Genomic DNA, 20,799 nt, shown 5'->3' with positions numbered 1-20,799 from the left:
CAGACGCCTCGCACCTCAGACACCGGCCCGCTTGCGGGCCTCCTCGACCAGCTCGACGGCTTCCGCGAGCTGGTCCTCGCCCTGGAGCGCGACCGCCAGGTCGTGCCCGGCCACCGTGATCTGGTCGGCCGCCGCGAACATCCCGGCGTCCGGCATCTCCCGCGGCTCACTGCCCGGCTCCTCCAGCTCCTGCGCCCGCCGGGCCAGCTCGCGCGCCACCGCCAGCGCCTCGGCGGCCGCGCCGCGCTGCAGCCGGCTCTGCGGGGCGGCCCGCAGCCGGTCGGCGAAGAGTTCCACTGCTTTGGTCAGGGGCGTCGTATCAAGCACGCGCCGAGCGTAACGCGGGCACTGTTGCCAAGCGGCCCGTGCTCGGGCACGGTGACCTGAAGGACCGGCCTTAATTTCCCTTGTGTCCGGAGGCGCCGATGTCCCAAGTCTTCTCCGAGGAGACCCACCGCAACCTGCTCGCCCGCATCCCGCACTGCACCGGCCGTGAAGTCACCGACTGGCTGCGCACCGTCGACGAGGGGCCGTCCCTCTTCCGCTTCGAGGACAAGGTCAACTGGCTCCGCCACGAGCACAACCTCGCGTACGGCCACGCCAAGGCGATCATCCACGAGTACGACCTGAGGAGGGCCGCGCGGAAGCTGGGCTGACCGGCCCGGCCCCGCACATGACGGAGGGCCCCCGGCGCGTGTGCACCGGGGGCCCTCCGTCGCGCCGGGGCGCTAGTCGTTGTTGCTGAAGATGGCGACCAGGCGCAGCATCTCCAGGTAGATCCAGACCAGGGACACGGTGAGTCCGAAGGCGGCGAGCCAGGACTCCTCGCGCGGGGCGCCGTAAGCGATGCCGTCCTCGATCTGCTTGAAGTCCAGCGTCAGGAAGAACGCGCCGAGGATGATGGCGATGACGCCGACGATCGCGCCCAGCGGGCCCATGCCGCGCAGACCGCCGTCCGGGGCGACCCCGAACGCGACCAGCAGCAGGTTGACCACCATGGCCAGCACGAACGCGAGGGCGATGGCCATGCCGATCCGGGCGTACCGGGCGGTGACGCGAATCCAGCCGGCCTTGTAGACCAGCAGGGTGGCGGCGGAGACGGCCAGGGTGCCGAGCACCGCCTGGAAGGGGGCGCCGCTCCAGCGGCTGTTGTACATCTCGCTGATGACCCCGAGGAAGACGCCCTCGAAGGCCGCGTATCCCAGGATCAGCGCGGGCGACGGCTTGCGCTTGAAGCTCTGCACGAGGCCCAGGACCATGGCGACGATCGCGGACCCGAAGGCCAGGCCGAAGCTGGTCGTGGAGACCGGCAGCAGGGCCCAGGCGAGCACAGCGCCGAGGACGACGACGCCCAGCGTGGTCGCCGAACGGACGATCACGTCGTCCATGGTCATCCGGCCGGCCGCGGGCGGCGCCTGCGGCGGGGCACCCTGGCCGACGGTGGTCTGCGCGTACGGGTTCTGCGCGTACGGGTTCTGGCCGTACGGGTTGCCCTGCGCGTACCCGGCCTGCGGTGCGGTGTCGAAGCCTGCGTAGCCGTTGTCGCGGCCGAACCCTCGGCGCGAGAAGACCGGGTTGCTGCTCCTCATTTCACTCCTCCATGGCTGCCGTGCGCAGCCTTGGCTCAAGAGTAATGGATTGGCAAAGGACCGTCAGTGCTCCTCAAGGAGGATCTTTCCTTCGCCGTGCTTGACCAACGCACCACGCGGAAGCCATGTTCCCGGCCCGGTCCTTTTATATGCCCAGGCCCACGCGGAAGAGGCCGGCCGCCGGTCCCCCGCGGGAGGCGCTCGCGGGAACCGGCGGCCGGCCGGGGAGGGACGGTCAGGCCGGGGTCAGTGGCCCGGCCAGCCGTCCAGTCGGCGGTGCAGGGTGACGTCCGGCTTCTCGGTGCCCTTGGGCGCCGTGGCCACGGCCTCCTTCAGGACGCCGTTCACCTCGGCCGCGAGGGCGTCCACCCGCTTCTGCAGCTCGGTGGCGGGCAGCGTGGACCGGGTCAGCGCGTCCAGCCTGCGGTGGACGTCGGCCAGCCGGCGCCGGGCCCCGGCGTCCAGGGTGAGCGCGTGGGGCGTGGAGACGACGAACTGGTAGGCGCCGGCCAGGGTCTGGCAGCCGTCGCAGTACTTGTTGGCCGCGTCGCTGACGTTGACCGCCTTCAGGTGGTGCGCGTCCCCGGCGACCGTGACGATCTGGAAGGACAGCGCGACCGACCGGCAGTGGTCGTCCACCGAGCAGCCCATGGAGACCGCGCGGGCCTGGTTGCGGACGGAGGTCGCGTCGGCCTTGCCGAACTGGCGGACGGTGAAGGAGTCGCGGGCCTGGGTGTGGTGGAGCCGGTTGGCGCCTGTGAACACGCTGTCCGACACCACCGCGGCCGACCGGGCGGGCCCGGTCGCGGCGTGCGCCGGAACGGCGGTCGCCACGCCCGCGGCACCGGCGGCGAGGAGGACGGTACGGACGGCCCGCCCGTTGAACGGACTGCTGCGTGGTTTCCGGTGGCTGCTCATGGGTTCTCTCCCAAGGAATGAAGGACGTGCTGATGAAGGGGCCCGGCACACGCACGGACGCGGCCGGGCCGGGGAGCCGCGACGGGTCAGGGCGTGGACACCGGGGCGGGTGGATCGCTGGTGGGCGGCGGCGTCGTGGGCGTGGTCGAGGCCGTCGGCGTGGCGCTCTCCGACGGGACCGACGACGTCTCCGTGACCGGGGGCGGCGGCTGCTGCGGGGACGGATCGCCGCCCGCGGCCGGGCCGCTGGTCTCGCTCTGCCCGGGCCCGTCCTCGCCGTGCGTCGGCTTGTCCGGTGCCGTGGAGGAGGCTGCGGACGGCTGCGGCGCGGAGGCCGAGGCATCCGCCGAGGCCCCGGCGCTCGGGTCCCCCGGCTTGCCCTTGGCCGGTGCGCCCGGTGAGACCGAGGGCTCGCCGGATGCCGCGCCCGGCCCGCCGGAGGTGCTTTCCGGACCGGCGCCCGGCGTCGAGGCGTCCGGGGACGGCGGCGCTGTGGTGGGCACACCCGGCTGGAGGATCGGCGCGATGGGCGGCTTCTTCGGCAGCGGCTGTGGGGTCACCCCGGACATCCAGGCGTAGGCAAGCCCGCCGAGCCCGGCGAGCAGCAGCCCGCACAGCGCGACACGCAGGGTGGGCCGCCCGGCCGTGGAGCGCTTGGCGAGCCGGAACAGCCGGCCGCCGATCTTCACCGAGAGATAGAGGACACCGGCCATGGGGAACAGCAGCATCAGCGTGCCGAGCACCCCGACGAGGCCGGGCAGCACGTCCCCCGCCGCGAACGCCGAGCCCGTGCCGGTGACCTGCTCGGTGAGCGAGCGGATCATCGTGCTGATGATCCGGGGCAGGTTCCACAGCCCGTAGCCCAGCTCGCCGATGATCAGCGGCACCATGGTCAGCACCCAGGTGGCGACGATGGTGCGCGCGGACTTCTTGAGCCCCGCGACCTCCTGGCGGGCCGACCGGCCCCGCTCCCCCGGCACCAGGGAGAGCAGGATCGGCCTGATCTTGCCGTACAGGTCCGGGACGCCCGCCAGGTCGCCCAGGATGTAGTAGCCGTCCAGCCGGACGGCGGGCATGAGCTGTTCCAGGATCTCGAAGTGGCCGAGGTAGACTGCGGCCAGGAAGAACTGCTCCCCGGTGGCGAAGTAGGCGCCGGCCATGGCCAGCATGAAGACGACGTTGAAGTACACCCCGCCGAAGTCGGTGCGGATGCGCCCGGCCTTGCCGATCCGGTAGACGTCGGTGACGTCGGTGTACATCGACGGCCAGATGAGGAAGAGCCCGCAGCCGATGCAGCCGGGTCTCGCCCCGCCGTACCGGCACGCGGAGGCGTGGCCGAACTCGTGGAAGACGAGCGAGGCCACGGTGAGCACGAAGACCAGCAGGATGAGCACCGGCTGGTCCAGCACCTCCAGCACCGGCTCGATCGCGCCGAAGAAGCCGAACAGCCAGACGTCCATGACGACGGCCGCCAGCAGCACCGCCGCGACGACCACCGGCCGGTGCAGCCAGGCCAGCGACCTGGCGATGCGGGCGGTGCGCCGCTCGTTGAAGACGACCCGGTGCCCCTTGAGGGCGAGCAGCAGGTCGGAGCGCGGGGCGTCGACCTCGTCGCTCTCCTGACCCTCCGGGACCGTCACGCCCAGCGGGTCGAGCTTGTTCTCCACGAGGTAGCGGACGTTCTCCCCGCTGACCTCGCGGCCGAAGCGGGCGCTGACCCGGTGGGCGATCGTGTCGTCGTCGCGGACCCCGTCGACGGACGACGCCACCAGGTACAGCAGGCGTGAGAGCTGCACGACCTGCCCGTCCCCCCGACGGGCGATGTACTTGGGCTCGGTGAAGCCCGATCCCTGGTACTCACCGTGCAGCCGCAGCCCCGCGCTCAGCCGCGGGACGGGTCGGGCCGGCACCCCGGCTGCCGGCAGGCTGCCGGTCGCCACCTGCTCGTACGTCACCGGCCAGCCACCGGGTCCGGGCAGCGGTCCGGTGTCGTACAGCGTGGTCGTGCCGTTCCCCAGCACCGTCATCCGTGGTCTCCCCCCACATCGATGCCGCCTCACCGCCGCGCTTCCCCCCGGCATGGCCGCGGGGGCGGACCGCCCCGCACTGCGGGCGCGGTCCGCCCCCGTGACCGCCGTCGCGGCGGTGGTGCTACTGCTTGACGCTGATCGTCTGTCCGGCGTGCGACTGGGCGTCCGACCACAGCGAGTGGTCGTTGACCGCGGCGGACTGGTTGGCGGCCTCGATGTTGGCCACGTGCTTGGTGACGTTCACCGTCTTGTTGAAGCTGAACTTCAGCTTGCCCAGGGCCTCGCGGCCCGGCAGCAGCTCCGCGGACTCGGCGTCCAGGTCGCGCATGTCCATGCTCATGATGGTGTTCCCCTCTTGTCCTGCTTGACGTGCTTGCTGTTTCCCGACGGTCCGGGCTACTGGCTGACGCTGATGGCCTGCGAGGCGCCGGAGCTGGCGACGGACCACGCCGAGTGGTCGTTGAGCGCGGCCGACTGGTTGGCGGCCTCGATGTTGGCGACGTGCTTGGTGACGTTCACCGTCTTGCCGAAGCTGAACTTCAGCTTGCCGAGGGCCTCGCGGCCGGGCAGCAGTTCGGCGGACTCGGCCTCGAGCTCGTGGGCGTCCATCATGATGTTTCCCCCTCGGGAAATGGGCATTTCCGGTCGGACCGAGTCAGGTTCCCCCCGGACTCTGTCCAACTTGGTCGGACGAGCTGTCCAACGAGATTGGACACTAGGCCCTCGCGACGTCTGCCCGCAACCCTTTTGGGTAATCACTCTTTCGGCGGTTCAGCTACTCGCCCGTAGACTCCCCCCGACAGGGACGTGCGGCCGAGCGGCGAGCAGGACGAGCAGGAAGTGACCAACGGTGGCCAACGCACTGCAGCAGTTGATCCGCGAGCGCCTGGACCGCGAGGGCTGGTCCTACGGCGAAGTGGCGCGACGCGGCGGCGTCCCCCGCTCCACCGTCCACCATCTGGCCACCACCGAGCGCGTGGTGCGCATGCCGCAGGCCGGCACCCTGGAGGGTCTGGCCAAGGGGCTCGAACTCCCGCTGGACACCGTCCGCCGGGCGGCCGCCGAGGCGTGCGGCATCCATGTGTACGGCAGCCCGGCCGGCGAGGACGACACCCCGGCCGCACCCCGCTCCGGTGACCCCGAGGTGGATCTGCTGATCGCCAGCGTGCAGCGGCTGTCGTCCGACGACCGCAGACACGTCACCGCGCTGGTGGAGTCCCTGCTCGGCCGCGCGGCGAAGCCGGAGCAGCGGGACTGAGCCGCGTACCGGGGCGCGTCGTGGAGTGTCCGGGCGGCGCCCTCACCCGGCCACGCTTCCGTCAACTCGGAAAAAGAAAGCAAGTCCACCCGAACGGGCCGAGATCCCCCGCTAGTCTCTCGTCCTGCCCGAGGAGCGAGAGCCGCACGACCACGGGCCCTTGGGGGGAACGTGTTGTTGGTGCATGGCGGCCCGGCCACCGCGGTGGTTCGGGGCCCGGACGGCGAGTCCGTCGTCCTCCTGTCCGGCGAACTCCCCGAGGTCCTCACCGACGAGGCGGTCCATGAACTCCTCGACCTCGCCGCGGCCATCCTGGACGCCGCCGAACTCGCCCTCTTCCGCACCTGCCTGGCCACCCTGCGCGCGAACGGCATGCGAGCGGGCCGCAGCATCGAGGTCGACGGCGCGGTACTGACGGTGTACGAGGGCTGAGCGGACCGCTCGGCCGGCCCGTCACGACAAGGGAATGTGCCCGGAGCCGGACTCGAACCGGCACGCCCGCGAAGGGGCAGCGAGGTTTAAGCTCGCCGTGTCTGCATTCCACCATCCGGGCAGGCCGTGGGCTCCGCATTCGAGATCCAGAGCCTATCGGGAGGGCTCACTCGGACAGCGGAAGAACGGACCGACGTTGTCTTATTTTATTGATGTCTGAGGGTGCATCAGACCACGGAACGAGCCATCCGCACTTGCCAACAGCCTGCCGGGACACCCGCGCACCCGTACGCGGAATGACGGAATTTCACCTACCGAACAAGGGCGGTCCCCCTGTTCCTGGTGCTACGCCCCCTCAGGGTCGGCCGTCCTCCCCAGGTATGACACGGAGCGGCTCCGTCCGACCGGAGTCGCGGTAGGGAACGGGAACAGCGGCTGACCGAATGGCCGCCGGGAACGGGAACCATGGGAACAGACCCCCGAGACCCGTCCGACAGGAGCACCACCCCGTGACCACCACACCCACCACCGGCAGGACCACCGCCGTGGCCGCGCGCGCCGCGGAGCTGTCGAAGATCTACGGACAGGGTGAGACCCGAGTGGTCGCCCTGGACCGGGTCTCCGTGGACTTCCGGCAGGCCGAGTTCACCGCGATCATGGGCCCCTCCGGCTCCGGCAAGTCCACGCTGATGCACTGCGTGGCCGGGCTGGACTCCTTCTCCTCCGGCTCGGTGCGCATCGGCGAGACCGAGCTGGGCGCACTGAAGGACAAGCAGCTCACGCGGCTGCGCCGGGACAAGATCGGGTTCATCTTCCAGGCGTTCAACCTGCTCCCCACGCTGACCGCGCTGGAGAACATCACGCTGCCGATGGACATCGCGGGCCGCAAGCCCGACAAGGAGTGGCTGGACCGGGTGATCGGCATGGTGGGCCTGTCCGGACGCCTGTCGCACCGCCCCTCCGAGCTCTCCGGCGGCCAGCAGCAGCGCGTCGCCGTGGCCCGCGCCCTGGCCTCCAAGCCGGACATCATCTTCGGTGACGAGCCGACCGGAAACCTCGACTCCCGCTCCGGCGCCGAGGTGCTGGGCTTCCTGCGCAACTCCGTGCGCGAGCTGGGCCAGACGGTGGTCATGGTGACCCACGACCCGGTCGCCGCCGCCTACGCGGACCGGGTGGTCTTCCTCGCCGACGGCCGGATCGTGGACGAGATCCAGGACCCGACGGCCGACTCGGTCCTCGACCTGATGAAGCGCTTCGACGCGAAGGGCCGTACGAGCTGATGTTCCGCACCGCGCTGCGCAACGTCCTCGCGCACAAGGCCCGGCTGATGATGACGGTGCTCGCCGTCATGCTCGGCGTCGCCTTCGTGTCCGGGACGCTGGTCTTCACCAACACCCTCTCCCGCGCCTTCGAGAACAGCTCCGCCCAGGGCTTCGACGGCGTCGACGTGGCCGTACGGGCCAAGCACCAGGCGGCCAGCGGCGACCGGGTCGGCTCCACCCCGGACCTGACCCCGGCGCTGCTCGCCAAGGCCGAGAAGGTGCCCGGCGCCGCCTCCGCCACCGGTGTGGTCAGCGGCTTCACCGCGCTGGCCGACAAGCACGGCAAGCTGGTCGGCGACGGCTGGCAGTCCATGGGCGGCAACTACTGGGGCACGAAGGACCCCCGGTACAAGCTCGTCTCCGGCCACGCCCCGCACGGCAAGGGCGAGCTGCTGATCGACTCCGAGACCGCCCGCCGCACCGGCTACGGCGTCGGTGACACCGTCCGCCTCTCGGTCGACGGCCCGGTCCTCACCCCGCGCGTCGCCGGCGTCTTCACCACCGACGACGGCAACGTGGCCGCGGGCGGCAGCCTCACCCTCTTCGACACGCCCACCGCGCAGACCCTGCTCGGCAAGAAGGGCACGTACGACGAGATCGACGTGACCGCCGCACCCGGCACCAGCCAGAGCGCCCTCAAGGCGGCGCTGGACAAGGCGCTCCCGGCCGGCCAGGTCAGCACCACCACCGGTGAGAAGCTCGCCGCCGACCAGGCGGAGCAGATCTCCGCGTCGATGAGCGGTCTGCGCCAGGCGCTGCTGGTGTTCGCGGGCATCGCCCTGTTCGTCGGCACGTTCATCATCGCCAACACCTTCACCATGCTGGTCGCCCAGCGCACCAAGGAACTCGCCCTGCTGCGGGCGGTCGGCGCCTCGCGCGGCCAGGTCACCCGCTCGGTGCTCACCGAGGCGCTCGCGGTCGGCACGGTCGCGGGCGTGGCGGGACTCGCCGCCGGTGTCGGCATCGGCGCCGGACTGCGCGCCCTGCTGAACTCCTTCGGCGCGAGCATGCCGGACGGGCCGCTCGTGGTCACGCCGGGCACGGTCGTCGCCGCGCTCGCCGTCGGCATCGTCATCACCGTGCTCGCCGCCTGGCTGCCCGGCCGCCGGGCCGCGAAGATCCCGCCGGTCGCGGCGATGAGCAGCGTGCACGCGACCGCCACCACCCGTTCGCTGGTGGTGCGCAACACCATCGGCACGCTGTTCGCGGCGGCCGGCGCGGCCGTGGTGTTCGCGGCCACCACCATGAACACCGACACCGGCCAGGGCGCGATGGGCCTCGGCGCGGTCCTGCTGATCATCGGCGTGTTCGTGCTGACCCCGCTGCTGTCCCGCCCGCTGATCGCGGCCGCCGCCCCGCTGCTGCGCCTGTTCGGCGTCTCGGGCCGCCTGGCCCGGCAGAACGCGGTGCGCAACCCGCGCCGTACGGCGGCCACCGCGTCCGCGCTGATGATCGGCCTGACCCTGATCACCGGCATGACGGTGATGGCGGGCAGCCTGCAGAAGTCGATCGACAAGATGGCCGCGGCCTCGATCCGCGCGGACTACGTCGTCTCGATGGCCAACCACACCCCGCTCTCCCCCGACGTGGCCACCAAGCTGGCCGCCACCGACGGGGTCGCCGCCTCCAGCCCGCTGCGCAACGGCGCCTCGCGCATCGGCGGCGAGACCGAGTTCCTGACCGGTGTCACCGGCTCCGCGATCGGCGAGCTGACCGACCTGAAGGTGAAGCAGGGCACGTTCGACGTGTCCGGCACCCGGATCGTGGTGGACGCCGACCGGGCGAAGGAGCAGGGCTGGAAGGCCGGTTCGAAGCTCACCGCGCACTTCGAGGACGGCAAGCGGGCCACGCTGACCGTCGCCGGGGTGTACGAGGGCAACGAGATGATCCGGGGCATCATGATCGACGACAAGGTGCTCACCCCGCACCTGCGCGCCCCGGCCGACATGCAGGTCCTGGTCCGCACGGCGGACGGCGCCTCGGACGCGGCCAAGGACCGGCTGGCCAAGGCCCTCGGCTCCAACCCGGCGATCCAGGTGCAGGACAAGCAGGACATCACCGACGGCATCGCCAAGGTCTTCACGCTGATGCTGAACCTGGTCTACGGCCTGCTCGGCATGGCCGTGGTGGTCGCGGTGCTCGGCGTCATCAACACGCTGGCCATGTCGGTGTTCGAGCGCTCCCAGGAGATCGGGATGCTGCGCGCGATCGGCCTGGAGCGCGGGTCGGTGAAGCGGATGGTCCGGCTGGAGTCCCTGGTCATCTCGCTGTTCGGCGGGGTGCTGGGCATCGGGCTCGGCGTGTTCTTCGGCTGGGCGGCCGGTGAGCTCCTGGGCACGAAGATGGCCACCTACGAGCTGGTGCTGCCCTGGTCCCGGCTGGTGCTGTTCCTGCTGCTGGCGGCCCTGGTGGGTGTGCTGGCGGCACTGTGGCCGGCCCGGCGGGCGGCCCGGCTGAACGTGCTCGGCGCGATCAAGGCCGAGTAGCGCTCGCGCAGTCGTGGGGCCCCGTTCCGGGTTCGGAACGGGGCCCCATTGTCGTTCGTCAGGCGTGCCAGGTGCGGGTGCGCGCCGGGAGGCCCGAGGTGCCGGTCTCCGGGGTGCGGACGGCGAGGACCTGGTTGACGCCGATCTGGTTGCGCTCGAAGGCCAGCGCGGAGGCGGCCATGTACAGCCGCCAGACGCGGGCGCGGCCGAACCCGGCGAGCCGGGTGGCGCGGGCCCAGTCGCCCTCCAGGTTGGTCACCCAGGCGCGCAGGGTGCGGGCGTAGTGCTCGCGCAGCGACTCCACGTCCCGCACCTCGAACCCGGCGCGCTCCAGCATGGTGACGGTGGTGCCCAGCGGCGCGAGTTCGCCGTCGGGGAAGACGTAGGAGTCGATGAAGGCGTCCACCTCGTACGCCGTCTCGTCCTGCTGGGGGCGGCGGGCGATCTGGTGGTTGAGGAGGCGTCCGCCGGGCCTGAGCAGGCCGTACAGGTCGCGGGCGTAGTCCAGGTAGCGTTCGGCGCCGACGTGTTCGGCCATGCCGATGGAGGAGATCGCGTCGTAGGGGCCGTCGCGGACGTCGCGGTAGTCCTGGACGCGGATCTCGACGCGGTCGGTGAGGCCCTCGTCGGCGACGCGCTTGCGGGCGAAGGCGGCCTGCTCCTGGGAGAGGGTGACGCCGACGACGCTCACCCCGTGCTCGCGGGCGGCGTGCACGGCCATCGAGCCCCAGCCGCAGCCGACGTCCAGCAGCCGCTGACCGGGCTTCAGGCCGAGTTTCCGGCAGACCAGTTCGAGCTTGTCGCGCTGGGCGGTCTCCAGGGAGCCGTCGTCCTCCCAGTAGGCGCAGGAGTACACCATGGACGGGCCGAGGACGAGGGAGTAGAAGTCGTTGCCCACGTCGTAGTGGTGGCTGATGGCCCGCTTGTCGGTGCGGCGGGTGTGCAGGTGGCGCCGCCGGCGGACCTCCTCGCGCGGCGGGGCGGGCGGCAGCGGGGGCCCGACCAGCCGGATCAGGTCGCGGACGGCGGCCCGCGCCGCGGGGTCGCGCACCGTGTCGGCGAGGGAGCGGCCGCCGCCCTCGTCGTCGTGCTCCCAGAGCAGGCCGGCCATGGCGCCGAGGGCGGTGTACAGATCGCCCTCGATGTCCAGGTCTCCGGCCACCCAGGCGCGGGCCATGCCCAGTTCGCCCGGTTTGAACAGCATGCGGCGCAGGGCGCGCCGGTTGCGTACGACGATCACGGGAGCCCCCGGCGGCCCGGCCTGGGAGCCGTCCCAGGCACGTACCCGCACCGGGAGGGGCGCTCCCAGCAGTTGTTCGGCAACACTCACCAAGCGCGACGCGGCGTCGGCCATGACGCACACCTCCAAGACGACGATCCCGGATGTCCGTTACCACGTAAACACCGTGCCGTACCCGGCACAGTCCCGCATTGGGGTTACGACAGGGCAAAACAGGGGGCGTGATTCGGGAACGCCGAAGGACCTCCCGCACCACGGATGGCGGAAGGTCCTTCGGGTCGGGCTGCGTGAGGGTCCAGCCGGGTGGGGGGAACTGACCGGAGGTCAGCTCGCCTTGGCCTTCTCCTCGGTCTTCGGCGCGGCGGCCACCGGGGCGGGCTTGGCGGCCTCGTAGAACTCCTCGCGCGGGTGCTCCATGGCGCCGAGGGCGACGACCTCGCGCTTGAGGAACATGCCGAGGGTCCAGTCCGCGAAGACGCGGATCTTGCGGTTGAAGGTCGGCATGGCCAGACCGTGGTAACCGCGGTGCATGTACCAGGCGAGACGGCCCTTGAGCTTGATCTTCATCTTGCCCATGACGATCATCGCCACGCCCTTGTGCAGGCCGAGACCCGCGACGGCGCCCTTGTTGGCGTGCTCGTAGTCCTTCTGCGGGAAGCCCCGCATGCCGGAGACCACGTTGTCGCCGAGCACCTTGGCCTGGCGCAGCGCGTGCTGGGCGTTCGGCGGGCACCAGGCGTTCTCGTTGCCCGCCTTGCGGCCGACGAGGTCGGGCACCTGGGCGTTGTCGCCCGCGGCCCAGATGTAGTCGGTGCCGGTGACCTGGAGGGTCGGCTGGCAGTCGACGTGGCCGCGCGGGCCGAGGGGCAGACCGAAGCGGGTGAGGGCCGGGTTGGGCTTGACGCCCGCGGTCCAGACGATCGTGTCGGAGTCGACCTCGAGGCCGTTCTTCAGCACGACGTGGCCGTCGACGCAGGAGTCCATCGAGGTGGAGAGGTAGATCTCCACACCGCGGCTCTCCAGGTGCTCCTTGCCGTACTGGCCGAGCTTGGGGCCGACCTCGGGGAGGATCTTGTCGGCGGCGTCGACCAGGACGAAGCGCATGTCCTCGCGGGACACGTTCTTGTAGTACTTGGCGGCGTCGCGGGCCATGTCCTCGACCTCGCCGATGGTCTCCGCGCCCGCGAAGCCACCGCCGATGAAGACGAAGGTGAGCGCCTTGCGGCGGATCTCCTCGTCGGTCGTGGAGTCGGCCTTGTCGAGCTGCTCCAGGACGTGGTTGCGCAGGCCGATGGCCTCCTCGATGCCCTTCATGCCGATGCCCTGCTCGGCGAGGCCGGGGATCGGGAAGGTGCGCGAGACCGCGCCCATGGCGATGACCAGGTAGTCGAACGGCAGCTCGTACGCCTCGCCCACGAGGGGGGCGATCGTGGCGACCTTGCGGTCCTGGTCGATGGTGGTGACCCGGCCGGTGAGGACCTCCGCCTTCGGCAGCACGCGTCGCAGCGGTACGACGACGTGGCGAGGGGAGATGTTGCCGGCGGCGGTTTCGGGGAGGAAGGGCTGGTAGGTCATGTACGACCGGGGGTCGACGACCGTGACGGTCGCCTCTCCGAAGCGCATCTTCTTGAGGATGCGCCGAGCTGCGTACAGGCCTACGTACCCACCGCCTACTACGAGGATCCTGGGACGCTCCGTGGTGCTCATGCCATCGAGTATCCACCCGCCCCAGGGGGGTAGCTCGTGCGCCCCTTCACAAGCTCGGAGAGGGGGTGTGTTATCCTCCGCCACCCGCGTGACGCAGGTCATGTTCACAAGGGGGAACCCCACGTGATCCCGACCCGTTGTCAATGCCGCTTGAGCTGGCTTTCCGACCTCTTTGACCCCTCAGGCGACCCCCGCGCAGCCGCTCCGGACATCCCCGCGAAACCCTGACGCAATACGGTCGTGATCATGCTCCAGGGGCCGTCCGGACCCCGAACGGGCCAATGCGGACCCTTGTGTCCCCCACCGGGACCGATTTCCTTGTGAAGAACTTCACGAAGGTTGTGGCGAGAGCCCCGCGAAGCGGCGTGTCAGCCGCCCCGCGGAGGCGCTCAAACGTCGTCCAGGCTGCTCAGCCGCACACTACTGGACGGTAACAAGCCGTGCCAGTGCGCGCGTCGGAGCGGTCGCCGGGGATCAGGCGATGGACCACGCGATGCCGTCGAGGATGTCGTGCTCGCTGACGACGACCTCCTCGGCGCCGGTGCGCTCCATGATCGAGAGCAGCACGAGGGCGCCCGCGCCGATCACGTCCACCCGGCCGGGGTGCATGCAGGGGATCTCCGCGCGCTCGGCGTGCGAGGAGCTGAGCAGCCACTCGGTGATCTGGCGGACGCGGGCCCGCGAGATCCGGGAGTGGTGGATGCGCGCGGAGTCGTACTCCGGCAGCACCAGCGCGATGGCGGCCACCGTGGTGACCGAGCCCGCGAGCCCGACCAGGGTGCGCGCCTCGTCCAGCGGCACGGTCTCGGCGGCCAGGTCCAGCGCGGCCGCGATGTCGGCCCTTATGGCGGCCACCTGCTCGTGCGCCGGCGGGTCGGTGACCTCGCCGTCGTGCACCAGGTGCCGCTCGGTCAGCCGCACGCAGCCGATGTCCACCGACCGCGCGGCACGCACGTGGTCGTCGCCGACGACGAACTCGGTGGACCCGCCGCCGATGTCCACCACCAGGTACGGCTTCTCCAGGTGGTCGCCGCCGGACAGCTCCCGGGTCGCCCCGGTGAAGGAGAACTCGGCCTCCTGGTCGCCGGTGATGACCTCCGGCTCCACGCCGAGGATGTCCACGACCCCGCGCGTGAACTCGTCCCGGTTCTCCGCGTCGCGCGAGGCGGAGGTGGCGACGAACCGCACCCTGGTCGCGCCGAGTTCGCGGATGACCTCGGCGTACTCCCGGCAGGCGGCGAAGGTGCGCTCCAGCGCCTCGGGGGCGAGACGGCCGGTGCGGTCGACGCCCTGGCCGAGCCGGACGATCGTCATCCGGCGGTCCAGGTCGGTCAGTTCACCCGTCTCGGGGTCGGCGTCGGCGACCAGCAGGCGGATGGAGTTGGTGCCGCAGTCCACGGCGGCCACGCGGGTCATCGCGCCTCCTCCGCACCGGACTCGGCCACCGCCGCGCAGGCGCCGGGCACCACGCAGGGGCCCTTCGCCCACCACTCGGGCAGCATGGCGATGGCCTCGTCGCCCAGCGGGTTCACGCCCGGCCCGGCGGCCAGCGAGTGGGCCACCAGGACGTGCAGGCACTTCACCCGGTCGGGCATGCCGCCCGCGCTGGGGAAGCCCGCCAGCACCTCGATCTCGTCCCGGCGCCGGATGTAGTCCTCGTGCGCGGCCCGGTAGGCCGCGGCCAGCTCCGGGTCGGTCTGGAGCCGCTCGGTCATCTCCTTCATGACGCCGTTGGCCTCCAGCGTGCCGATGGCCGAGGCGGCGCGGGGGCACGTCAGGTAGTACGTCGTCGGGAAGGGCGTGCCGTCGGGCAGCCGGGGCGCCGTCTCCACGACGTCCGGCTGGCCGCAGGGGCAGCGGTGGGCGATGGCCCGCAGGCCGCGCGGCGGGCGGCCGAGCTGGAGCTCGAAGGCGGCGATGTCCGCCTCGGTGGGCTCGGTGCGCGGGGTGGGGGGCGGGGGCGTTTCCATGACTGCTTCCGTAAGTGGCTTTCTCTCGGTCACCGGCGGGTGCCGGTCACTGGTCGGAGGCGTCGGACTTGTCGACGCCGTCCCAGACGTTGGCGTACCAGGGCCGGTGTGCGGCACCCCGGTCGGTGCGGGACTGCTGGGCGGCGCCCGGGTCGATCACGACGTACCCGGTCTCGCCGGGCATCACGTAGTGCAGCCTGCGCCGGATCTGCTGTTCGGCGTAGGCGTCGTCCTGCCAGCGGGCCTTGACGTCCCGGAGCTGCTCGACGCGGGCGTGGGCCTGTTCCTGGCGGTGCTTCAGGTCCGCGATCTCGGCGCGCTGGGAGACGTACTGCCGCATCGGGTAGGCGAGTGCCACGATCATCGAGCACAGCACCAGGGCCAGCAGGGCGGCGCGGCCGGTGAGGCGGGAGCGGCGGGCCTGCCGTTTGGTCTGGGAGCGGTAGACGCGGGCCGCCGTCTGCTCACCGAGCAGCCGCAGCCTGGTCGTGGTGGAGAAACGGTCCCGGTCCCTCGCGGCCATCTGGCTCTCCGCCTCCACTGTGCCTGTGCGTCTTCTGCTGTGCGTCTCGCGCCGTGCTCATACGCGCGTACGTCCCCGGACACGGTACGGGACCGGGTCCGGGGACGTAGGTGCGACGGGCGGGACCGGCTCGCGCGGGCCCCGCCGGGGTGTCAGCCCTTGCTCTGCCTACTGGTTCGCGGAGCGAAACCGCGGGAAGGCGCTGCGGCCGGCGTAGACCGCGGCGTCGTCGAGGATCTCCTCGATGCGCAGGAGCTGGTTGTACTTGGCGACGCGCTCGGAGCGGGCCGGGGCACCGGTCTTGATCTGGCCGCAGTTGGTGGCGACGGCCAGGTCGGCGATGGTGACGTCCTCGGTCTCGCCGGAGCGGTGGGACATCATGCACTTGTAGCCGTTGCGCTGGGCCATCTCGACGGCGTCCAGGGTCTCGGTCAGCGAGCCGATCTGGTTGACCTTGACCAGCAGGGCGTTGGCGACGCCCTCCTCGATGCCGCGGGCGAGGCGCTCGGGGTTGGTGACGAACAGGTCGTCGCCGACGATCTGCACCTTGTCGCCGATGCGGTCGGTGAGGACCTTCCAGCCCGCCCAGTCGTCCTCGAACAGCGGGTCCTCGATGGAGACCAGCGGGTAGGCGGCCACCAGCTCCTCGTAGTACTCCGTCATCTCGGCGGCGGAGCGCTCCTTGCCCTCGAAGAGGTACGTGCCGTCCTTGTAGAACTCGGACGCGGCGACGTCGAGCGCGAGGGCGATCTGCTCGCCGGGGGCGTAGCCGGCCTCCTTGATGGCCTCGAGGATGAGGTCGAGGGCCTCGCGGTTGGAGCCGAGGTTCGGGGCGAAGCCGCCCTCGTCGCCGAGCCCGGTGGACAGGCCCTTGCTCTTCAGGACCTTCTTCAGGGTGTGGTAGACCTCGGTGCCCCAGCGCAGCGCCTCGGAAAAGGACTCCGCGCCGATCGGGGCGATCATGAACTCCTGGATGTCCACATTGGAGTCGGCGTGCGAGCCGCCGTTCAGGATGTTCATCATCGGCACCGGGAGCAGGTGCGCGTTGGGGCCGCCCAGGTAGCGGAAGAGCGGCAGGTCGCTGGCCTCGGAGGCGGCGTGGGCCACGGCGAGGGAGACGCCGAGGATGGCGTTGGCGCCGAGCGAGCCCTTGTTGTCGGTGGCGTCCAGGTCGAACATGGCCTGGTCGATCAGGCGCTGCTCGGTGGCGTCGTAGCCGACGAGCTCCGGGCCGATCTGCTCGATGACGGCGAGGACGGCCTTCTCGACACCCTTGCCCTGGTAGCGGTTCGGGTCACCGTCACGCAGCTCGATGGCCTCGAAGGCACCGGTGGAGGCGCCGGACGGGACGGCGGCACGACCCGTGCTGCCGTCGTCGAGGCCGACCTCGACCTCGACCGTGGGGTTGCCTCGGGAGTCCAGGATTTCCCGGGCTACGACGACGTCGATGGACGGCACGAGCATCTCCTTCATGGATGTGACGCGATGAGTGCGGGGCGTGCGCCGGATGGCATGCCTTGCCTCTAGAGCCTAACCGTCCCAGGGGCGTCGGCCGTCGACCGACCGCCTCGTGGACGGGGTGGGACAGGGAGACGGTACCCATTGTTCCCGTCCGGAACAAAGGGTTCTGGGCAAAGGTTCCCGCCGCGCGGGCCGGTGCGCCGGACGGGCCGGCCGCGGAACGCGCACCGCCCCGGCGCGCGGGGGGAACGCGCACCGGGGCGGGGGGTCCGTCAGGGGACCGGAAGCTCGGGGGCCGGACGGTTCGGGGACCGGGCCGCCGAGCGGGTCGCGGTTACTTCAGGTGGAGCATCTGGCCGGGGAAGATGAAGTCGGCCTTCTCGACGATGTCCTTGTTCAGGTCGAACAGCTTCTTCCAGCCGCCCTCGACCTTGTGCTTCGCGGCGATCGAGCTGAGCGTGTCGCCCTTGACCACCTTGTACTCGCCGTCGCCCTTCTTGACCTTGCCACCGGTCGGCGTGGTGACGGTCTTGCTCGCGTCCGGACGCTCGGTGGAGCGGGAGGCGGCCTGGTCGTCGGCAGCGCGGCCGGAGGTGTCGGCCGCGGCCTTGTCCTCCGTCTTGGTGTCCGTGGACGGAGCCGGGCTCGCCGGGGCGGCGGAACCGCCGTACGACGCGCTGGACAGACCCGTGCCGCAGACCGGCCAGGCGCCCTTGCCCTGGGCGGAGAGCACCTTCTCGGCGACGGTGATCTGCTGTCCCTTGCTCGCCTTGTCGGCGGTGGCGGCGTACTGCGTGCCGCCGTACGCGGCCCAGGTGGAGGCGGAGAACTGGAGCCCGCCGTAGTAACCGTTGCCGGTGTTGATGGACCAGTTGCCGCCCGACTCGCACTGGGCGACGGCGTCCCACTCGGAACCGGTGGCGGCGGAGGCGCTGCCCGACGCCATCACCGGGCCCGCGACGGCCGCGCCGGCGACACCGGCGAGCGCGAGGACACGGACGGTCTTGGACGGGCGACGGTGCTTGCCCTTGCTGGAAAACAGCATGGATCGATCCCCTCACCGACGCCTGCGAGGTGAGCTGTCGGGTTCGGGCCGGTTGAGTTGCCCGGCCACCCCTCCCCGGTACTTCCGGAAGGCGTGGCTCCACCCCAAGCCCGTCCCGGTGTCAGACACCGGTTCGGGCACCTACCTTGGGTCCCCCGCTCCTGCCTACGGCGCTTGACGCGACGGTTGTCCCCGACGGCCGCTGGCAGGATTCGGCGTTGCGGCCACGGGGGCTCGTGGTGACGAGCGGTCCCGACCGTAGACATGCCTCGCGGCGAAATTCAAAGACGATCGGGTCTTCTGAGAGTCATCCCACACTTTCGCCAAATAGGACATATAAGAGGATAGCGGGGCGTCAAATGCCGCTATTCGCAGTCCTATTCGCCCGGCACTTTCAGGGTCTGACCCGGGTCGACATGGTTCGGGTCGGCGCCGAGGGCCTGCTTGTTCGCGGAGTAGAGAGCCTCCCAGCCGCCGTCCACGTCGAGGGAGTCGGCGATGGAGCCGAGGGTGTCACCGTCGCGGACGGTGTAGGTGCCCGGCGAGGCGGTGGCGTGGCGGCCCGTGGCGGCCGTGTGCTGACCTGCCGTCACACTCTCGTCGGCGCTGCCGCCGCGGTGACGGCCGCCGCCGAGGTCGCCGGTGTCGACGAGGCTCCAGGAGCCGCCGTCCTCCCACGACTCGTCGTCCTCCGCCGCGGGGGCGCTGGAGGATGAACCGCCGTCCCGGTAGCCGTGCCCGGCGGCCGGGGGCGCGGACGCGTCGGAGCGGGAGGCCCCGGTGTCCTTCTGGGCGTCGCCGGCGGCGTCCTTCTCGCTCGCGCTCGGGGACGGCTTGCCGGTCTCCTTGGCGGAGGAGTCGGACGAGTCGGACGACGGGGAGGAATTACCCAGTCCGGACGAGTCGGAACCATCGGACGAAGCACCCGTCTCAGGGGTCTCGCTCGACTTGCCGGCGTCCTTGCCCGGGGCGCCCTGGCCGGCGGACGGGGACTCGCTCACGCCCGTGTCGACGTCCACCGAGCCCGAGTTGGAGGTCAGTCCGGCGAGCAGGGCGCAGGTGGCCCAGTGGGTGGTGCCCTGGTCGGCCAGGATCTTCTCGGCCACCGAGATCTGCTGCGAACGGCTGGCCTGGTCGGCGCTGGCCGCGTACTGCGTGCCGCCGTACTTGTCCCAGTCGTCCTGGGATATCTGGAGGCCGCCGTAGTAACCGTTGCCGGTGTCGGCGCTCCAGGAGCCACCGCTCTCGCACTCGGCGACCTTGTCCCAGGTGGTGCCGTCGGCCGCGTTGGCGCTCGCCGCCCCGAGGAGCGGGATGGCGATGGCGGACGTGGTCACGCCGGCCGCGACGAGGAGCGCCGGAGCCTGGCGGGGGCGACGGTGCCTACCGTTCCCGGAGAGCATGCAGTTGCCTTTCGTGCGACAGCGGTACGGCGTGGCGAGTGGTGCTCGGCGCCACACTGATGGGTGAACGTAGCGCCAGACGAACACTTGTCACAAGTTCATGCCGCAGAGATCACGTGAAGATCACATAGTTGAACGTCCGTCATATGTGCTTTCACGACTGGGACCGACCGGTGTGAACTCCACCGGCAGTGTGCGCAGTCCACGCATGATCAGCCCGCCGCGCCAGCGGAGTTCGGCCGGATCGGCCGCCAGGGCGAGGTCGGGCAGCCGGGTGAGCAGGGTGGCCAGCGCGGTCTGCCCCTCCAGCCGGGCGAGCGGCGCGCCCACGCAGTAATGGATGCCGTGTCCGTACCCCAGGTGCTGGTTGTCGCGGCGTCCGAGGTCCAGCAGGTCCGGGTCGGCGAACCGCTCCGGGTCGCGGTCCGCCGCCGCGAGGACCACCAGCACCGGGTCCCCGGCCGCGATGTCCTGGCCGCCGATGGTGAGCGGCTCGGTGGCATAACGCCAGGTCGCCAGCTCCACCGGCCCGTCGTAGCGCAGCAGTTCCTCCACCCCGGTCTGGAGCAGGCCGGTCTCCCCCGCCGCCAGGGAGAGTTCGAGCCTGCGGCGCTCCCCGGGGTGGGTGAGCAGCGCGTAGGTGCCGTTGCCGATGAGGTTGACGGTGGTCTCGAAGCCCGCGAAGAGCAGGATGAAGGCCATGGCGGCGGCCTCGTTCTCGGTGAGGTGCTCGCCGTGGTCGGAGGCCCGGATGAGCGCCGAGATGAGGTCCTCGCCGGGCGCGGGCTCGGCGGGGAGCGCCTGGCGCTTGCGGTGGATGAGGTCGGCGAGATAGCCCCGCATCTTCTTCACCGAACGCGCCACCCCGCCCCTCGGCCCGCCGCCGTGCCGGATCATCATCCCCGCCCAGTCCCGGAAGTCGTCCTGGTCCTCGCGCGGGACGCCAAGGAGGTCGCAGATGGCGTAGATGGGGAGCGGGAAGGCGAACTCGTGGATGAGGTCGGCCGAGCCCTTCTCGGCGAACCGGTCGATGAGGTCGTCCGTCAGCTCCTGCACCCGGCCCGCGAACTCGGCGACCCGGCGCGGGGTGAACGCCTTGCTGACCAGCCGGCGCAGCCGGGTGTGGTCCGGCGGGTCGATGTTCAGCAGGTGGGTCATCAGGTCGGCCTTGCGCTCACCGGGGATACCGGTCTTCCCCTTGGCCTGCGCGGTCTCGGCGTGGTGCGCCGGGTTCTTGCTGAGCCGCTGGTCGGCCAGGGCCTGCTTGGCATCGGCGTACCGGGTGACCAGCCACGCGTCCACCCCGCTGGGCAGCTTGGTCCAGCGCACGGGAGCGTGCTCCCTCAGCCAGGCGTAGGCGGGGTAGGGGTCGGCGGCGAACTCCCAGGTGAAGAGGTCCGGGGCGGGTCCCTGGG

The 20,799-nt window shown here is 71.1% G+C and carries 20 protein-coding genes, 1 tRNA gene and 1 riboswitch; of the genes, 5 read left to right on the top strand and 16 right to left on the bottom strand.

The window, feature by feature from the left end:
• Nucleotides 1–15 precede the first annotated feature (15 nt).
• The gene (locus GT030_RS07870; protein WP_207229147.1) at nt 16–327 is read right to left on the bottom strand and encodes a hypothetical protein; all 312 of its coding nucleotides are present in this window, start codon (nt 325–327) and stop codon (nt 16–18) included.
• A gap of 98 nt (nt 328–425) precedes the next feature.
• On the opposite strand from GT030_RS07870, the gene GT030_RS07865 reads away from it, so the two are divergent.
• On the top strand, nt 426–656 hold the full coding sequence (locus tag GT030_RS07865; RefSeq protein ID WP_086690129.1) for a DUF4287 domain-containing protein: 231 nt from the start codon (nt 426–428) through the stop codon (nt 654–656).
• A 72-nt stretch (nt 657–728) separates the two neighbouring features.
• Here the strand turns inward: GT030_RS07865 and GT030_RS07860 are convergent, their stop codons facing one another.
• From GT030_RS07860 to GT030_RS07840, 5 genes are all read right to left on the bottom strand, one after another.
• Complete coding sequence (locus GT030_RS07860) at nt 729–1,589, bottom strand: Bax inhibitor-1/YccA family protein (RefSeq protein WP_086690127.1); 861 nt, start codon at nt 1,587–1,589, stop codon at nt 729–731.
• Between the two features lie 246 nt (nt 1,590–1,835).
• Nucleotides 1,836–2,507: a hypothetical protein gene (locus GT030_RS07855; protein ID WP_161200457.1), complete on the bottom strand. Its 672-nt coding sequence runs from the start codon at nt 2,505–2,507 to the stop codon at nt 1,836–1,838.
• Nucleotides 2,508–2,593: 86 nt separating this feature from the next.
• Nucleotides 2,594–4,534 carry a hypothetical protein gene (locus GT030_RS07850; RefSeq protein ID WP_161200456.1) on the bottom strand — a complete coding sequence of 647 codons (1,941 nt, stop codon included), beginning with the start codon at nt 4,532–4,534 and terminating at the stop codon, nt 2,594–2,596.
• Nucleotides 4,535–4,658: 124 nt separating this feature from the next.
• The gene (locus GT030_RS07845; RefSeq protein ID WP_086690120.1) at nt 4,659–4,877 is read right to left on the bottom strand and encodes a hypothetical protein; all 219 of its coding nucleotides are present in this window, start codon (nt 4,875–4,877) and stop codon (nt 4,659–4,661) included.
• Nucleotides 4,878–4,933: 56 nt separating this feature from the next.
• Nucleotides 4,934–5,149 (bottom strand): hypothetical protein, encoded by a 216-nt coding sequence (locus GT030_RS07840; protein WP_030814257.1) that lies wholly within the window; start codon nt 5,147–5,149, stop codon nt 4,934–4,936.
• A 238-nt stretch (nt 5,150–5,387) separates the two neighbouring features.
• Between GT030_RS07840 and GT030_RS07835 the strand changes: the two genes are divergently transcribed.
• Complete coding sequence (locus GT030_RS07835; RefSeq protein ID WP_161200455.1) at nt 5,388–5,795, top strand: helix-turn-helix transcriptional regulator; 408 nt, start codon at nt 5,388–5,390, stop codon at nt 5,793–5,795.
• Between the two features lie 171 nt (nt 5,796–5,966).
• Nucleotides 5,967–6,227, top strand: a complete 261-nt coding sequence (locus GT030_RS07830; RefSeq protein WP_346009588.1) for a hypothetical protein — start codon at nt 5,967–5,969, stop codon at nt 6,225–6,227.
• A gap of 37 nt (nt 6,228–6,264) precedes the next feature.
• Here GT030_RS07830 and GT030_RS07825 read toward each other — a convergent pair.
• Nucleotides 6,265–6,348, bottom strand: a tRNA-Leu gene (locus GT030_RS07825).
• A 388-nt stretch (nt 6,349–6,736) separates the two neighbouring features.
• On the opposite strand from GT030_RS07825, the gene GT030_RS07820 reads away from it, so the two are divergent.
• Nucleotides 6,737–7,507, top strand: a complete 771-nt coding sequence (locus GT030_RS07820; RefSeq protein WP_161200454.1) for an ABC transporter ATP-binding protein — start codon at nt 6,737–6,739, stop codon at nt 7,505–7,507.
• A complete protein-coding gene (locus GT030_RS07815) occupies nt 7,507–10,035 on the top strand; it encodes an ABC transporter permease (protein WP_161200453.1) in 2,529 nt (842 codons plus the stop codon). The genes GT030_RS07820 and GT030_RS07815 overlap by 1 nt, the downstream gene beginning before the upstream one ends.
• 58 nt (nt 10,036–10,093) lie before the next feature.
• On the opposite strand, the gene GT030_RS07810 is transcribed toward GT030_RS07815, so the two are convergent.
• The 9 genes from GT030_RS07810 to GT030_RS07770 all read right to left on the bottom strand — a co-directional run.
• Entirely contained in the window at nt 10,094–11,389 is a 1,296-nt protein-coding gene (locus GT030_RS07810) for a class I SAM-dependent methyltransferase (RefSeq protein WP_161200452.1), read from the bottom strand.
• 210 nt (nt 11,390–11,599) lie between these two features.
• A complete protein-coding gene (locus GT030_RS07805; RefSeq protein WP_078858577.1) occupies nt 11,600–12,982 on the bottom strand; it encodes an NAD(P)/FAD-dependent oxidoreductase in 1,383 nt (460 codons plus the stop codon).
• A 474-nt stretch (nt 12,983–13,456) separates the two neighbouring features.
• Entirely contained in the window at nt 13,457–14,398 is a 942-nt protein-coding gene (locus GT030_RS07800) for a Ppx/GppA phosphatase family protein (protein WP_161200451.1), read from the bottom strand.
• Complete coding sequence (locus GT030_RS07795; protein ID WP_161200450.1) at nt 14,395–14,952, bottom strand: DUF501 domain-containing protein; 558 nt, start codon at nt 14,950–14,952, stop codon at nt 14,395–14,397. Before GT030_RS07795 ends, GT030_RS07800 begins: the two co-directional genes overlap by 4 nt.
• A gap of 46 nt (nt 14,953–14,998) precedes the next feature.
• Nucleotides 14,999–15,475, bottom strand: a complete 477-nt coding sequence (locus GT030_RS07790; protein WP_161200449.1) for a septum formation initiator family protein — start codon at nt 15,473–15,475, stop codon at nt 14,999–15,001.
• 168 nt (nt 15,476–15,643) lie between these two features.
• A complete protein-coding gene (eno, locus tag GT030_RS07785) occupies nt 15,644–16,933 on the bottom strand; it encodes a phosphopyruvate hydratase (protein WP_161200462.1) in 1,290 nt (429 codons plus the stop codon).
• A gap of 337 nt (nt 16,934–17,270) precedes the next feature.
• A complete protein-coding gene (locus tag GT030_RS07780) occupies nt 17,271–17,981 on the bottom strand; it encodes a transglycosylase family protein (RefSeq protein ID WP_161200448.1) in 711 nt (236 codons plus the stop codon).
• Between the two features lie 4 nt (nt 17,982–17,985).
• Nucleotides 17,986–18,164: riboswitch (cyclic di-AMP (ydaO/yuaA leader) on the bottom strand.
• A gap of 194 nt (nt 18,165–18,358) precedes the next feature.
• Nucleotides 18,359–19,384, bottom strand: coding sequence for a transglycosylase family protein (locus tag GT030_RS07775; protein WP_161200447.1), 1,026 nt, complete (start codon nt 19,382–19,384; stop codon nt 18,359–18,361).
• 123 nt (nt 19,385–19,507) lie between these two features.
• The coding region (locus GT030_RS07770) for a cytochrome P450 (protein ID WP_161200446.1) at nt 19,508–20,799 on the bottom strand (1,292 nt) is incomplete at its 5' end.

It is taken from the genome of Streptomyces sp. SID1328 (genome assembly GCF_009865595.1).
GTDB lineage: Bacteria > Actinomycetota > Actinomycetes > Streptomycetales > Streptomycetaceae > Streptomyces > Streptomyces griseoluteus.
The sequence above is the reverse complement of the archived record's forward strand: the minus strand, read 5'-3'. Positions and strand labels throughout refer to the sequence as shown.

Excerpts from the sequence above, each read along its gene's own strand:
- GT030_RS07865 (WP_086690129.1), top strand. The coding sequence starts at position 426 with ATGTCCCAAGTCTTCTCCGAGGAGACCCACCGCAACCTGCTCGCCCGC.
- GT030_RS07860 (WP_086690127.1), bottom strand. The coding sequence starts at position 1,589 with ATGAGGAGCAGCAACCCGGTCTTCTCGCGCCGAGGGTTCGGCCGCGAC.
- GT030_RS07855 (WP_161200457.1), bottom strand. The coding sequence starts at position 2,507 with ATGAGCAGCCACCGGAAACCACGCAGCAGTCCGTTCAACGGGCGGGCC.
- GT030_RS07850 (WP_161200456.1), bottom strand. The coding sequence starts at position 4,534 with ATGACGGTGCTGGGGAACGGCACGACCACGCTGTACGACACCGGACCG.
- GT030_RS07845 (WP_086690120.1), bottom strand. The coding sequence starts at position 4,877 with ATGAGCATGGACATGCGCGACCTGGACGCCGAGTCCGCGGAGCTGCTG.
- GT030_RS07840 (WP_030814257.1), bottom strand. The coding sequence starts at position 5,149 with ATGATGGACGCCCACGAGCTCGAGGCCGAGTCCGCCGAACTGCTGCCC.
- GT030_RS07815 (WP_161200453.1), top strand. The coding sequence starts at position 7,507 with ATGTTCCGCACCGCGCTGCGCAACGTCCTCGCGCACAAGGCCCGGCTG.
- GT030_RS07810 (WP_161200452.1), bottom strand. The coding sequence starts at position 11,389 with ATGGCCGACGCCGCGTCGCGCTTGGTGAGTGTTGCCGAACAACTGCTG.
- GT030_RS07805 (WP_078858577.1), bottom strand. The coding sequence starts at position 12,982 with ATGAGCACCACGGAGCGTCCCAGGATCCTCGTAGTAGGCGGTGGGTAC.
- GT030_RS07800 (WP_161200451.1), bottom strand. The coding sequence starts at position 14,398 with ATGACCCGCGTGGCCGCCGTGGACTGCGGCACCAACTCCATCCGCCTG.
- GT030_RS07795 (WP_161200450.1), bottom strand. The coding sequence starts at position 14,952 with ATGGAAACGCCCCCGCCCCCCACCCCGCGCACCGAGCCCACCGAGGCG.
- GT030_RS07790 (WP_161200449.1), bottom strand. The coding sequence starts at position 15,475 with ATGGCCGCGAGGGACCGGGACCGTTTCTCCACCACGACCAGGCTGCGG.
- GT030_RS07780 (WP_161200448.1), bottom strand. The coding sequence starts at position 17,981 with ATGCTGTTTTCCAGCAAGGGCAAGCACCGTCGCCCGTCCAAGACCGTC.
- GT030_RS07775 (WP_161200447.1), bottom strand. The coding sequence starts at position 19,384 with ATGCTCTCCGGGAACGGTAGGCACCGTCGCCCCCGCCAGGCTCCGGCG.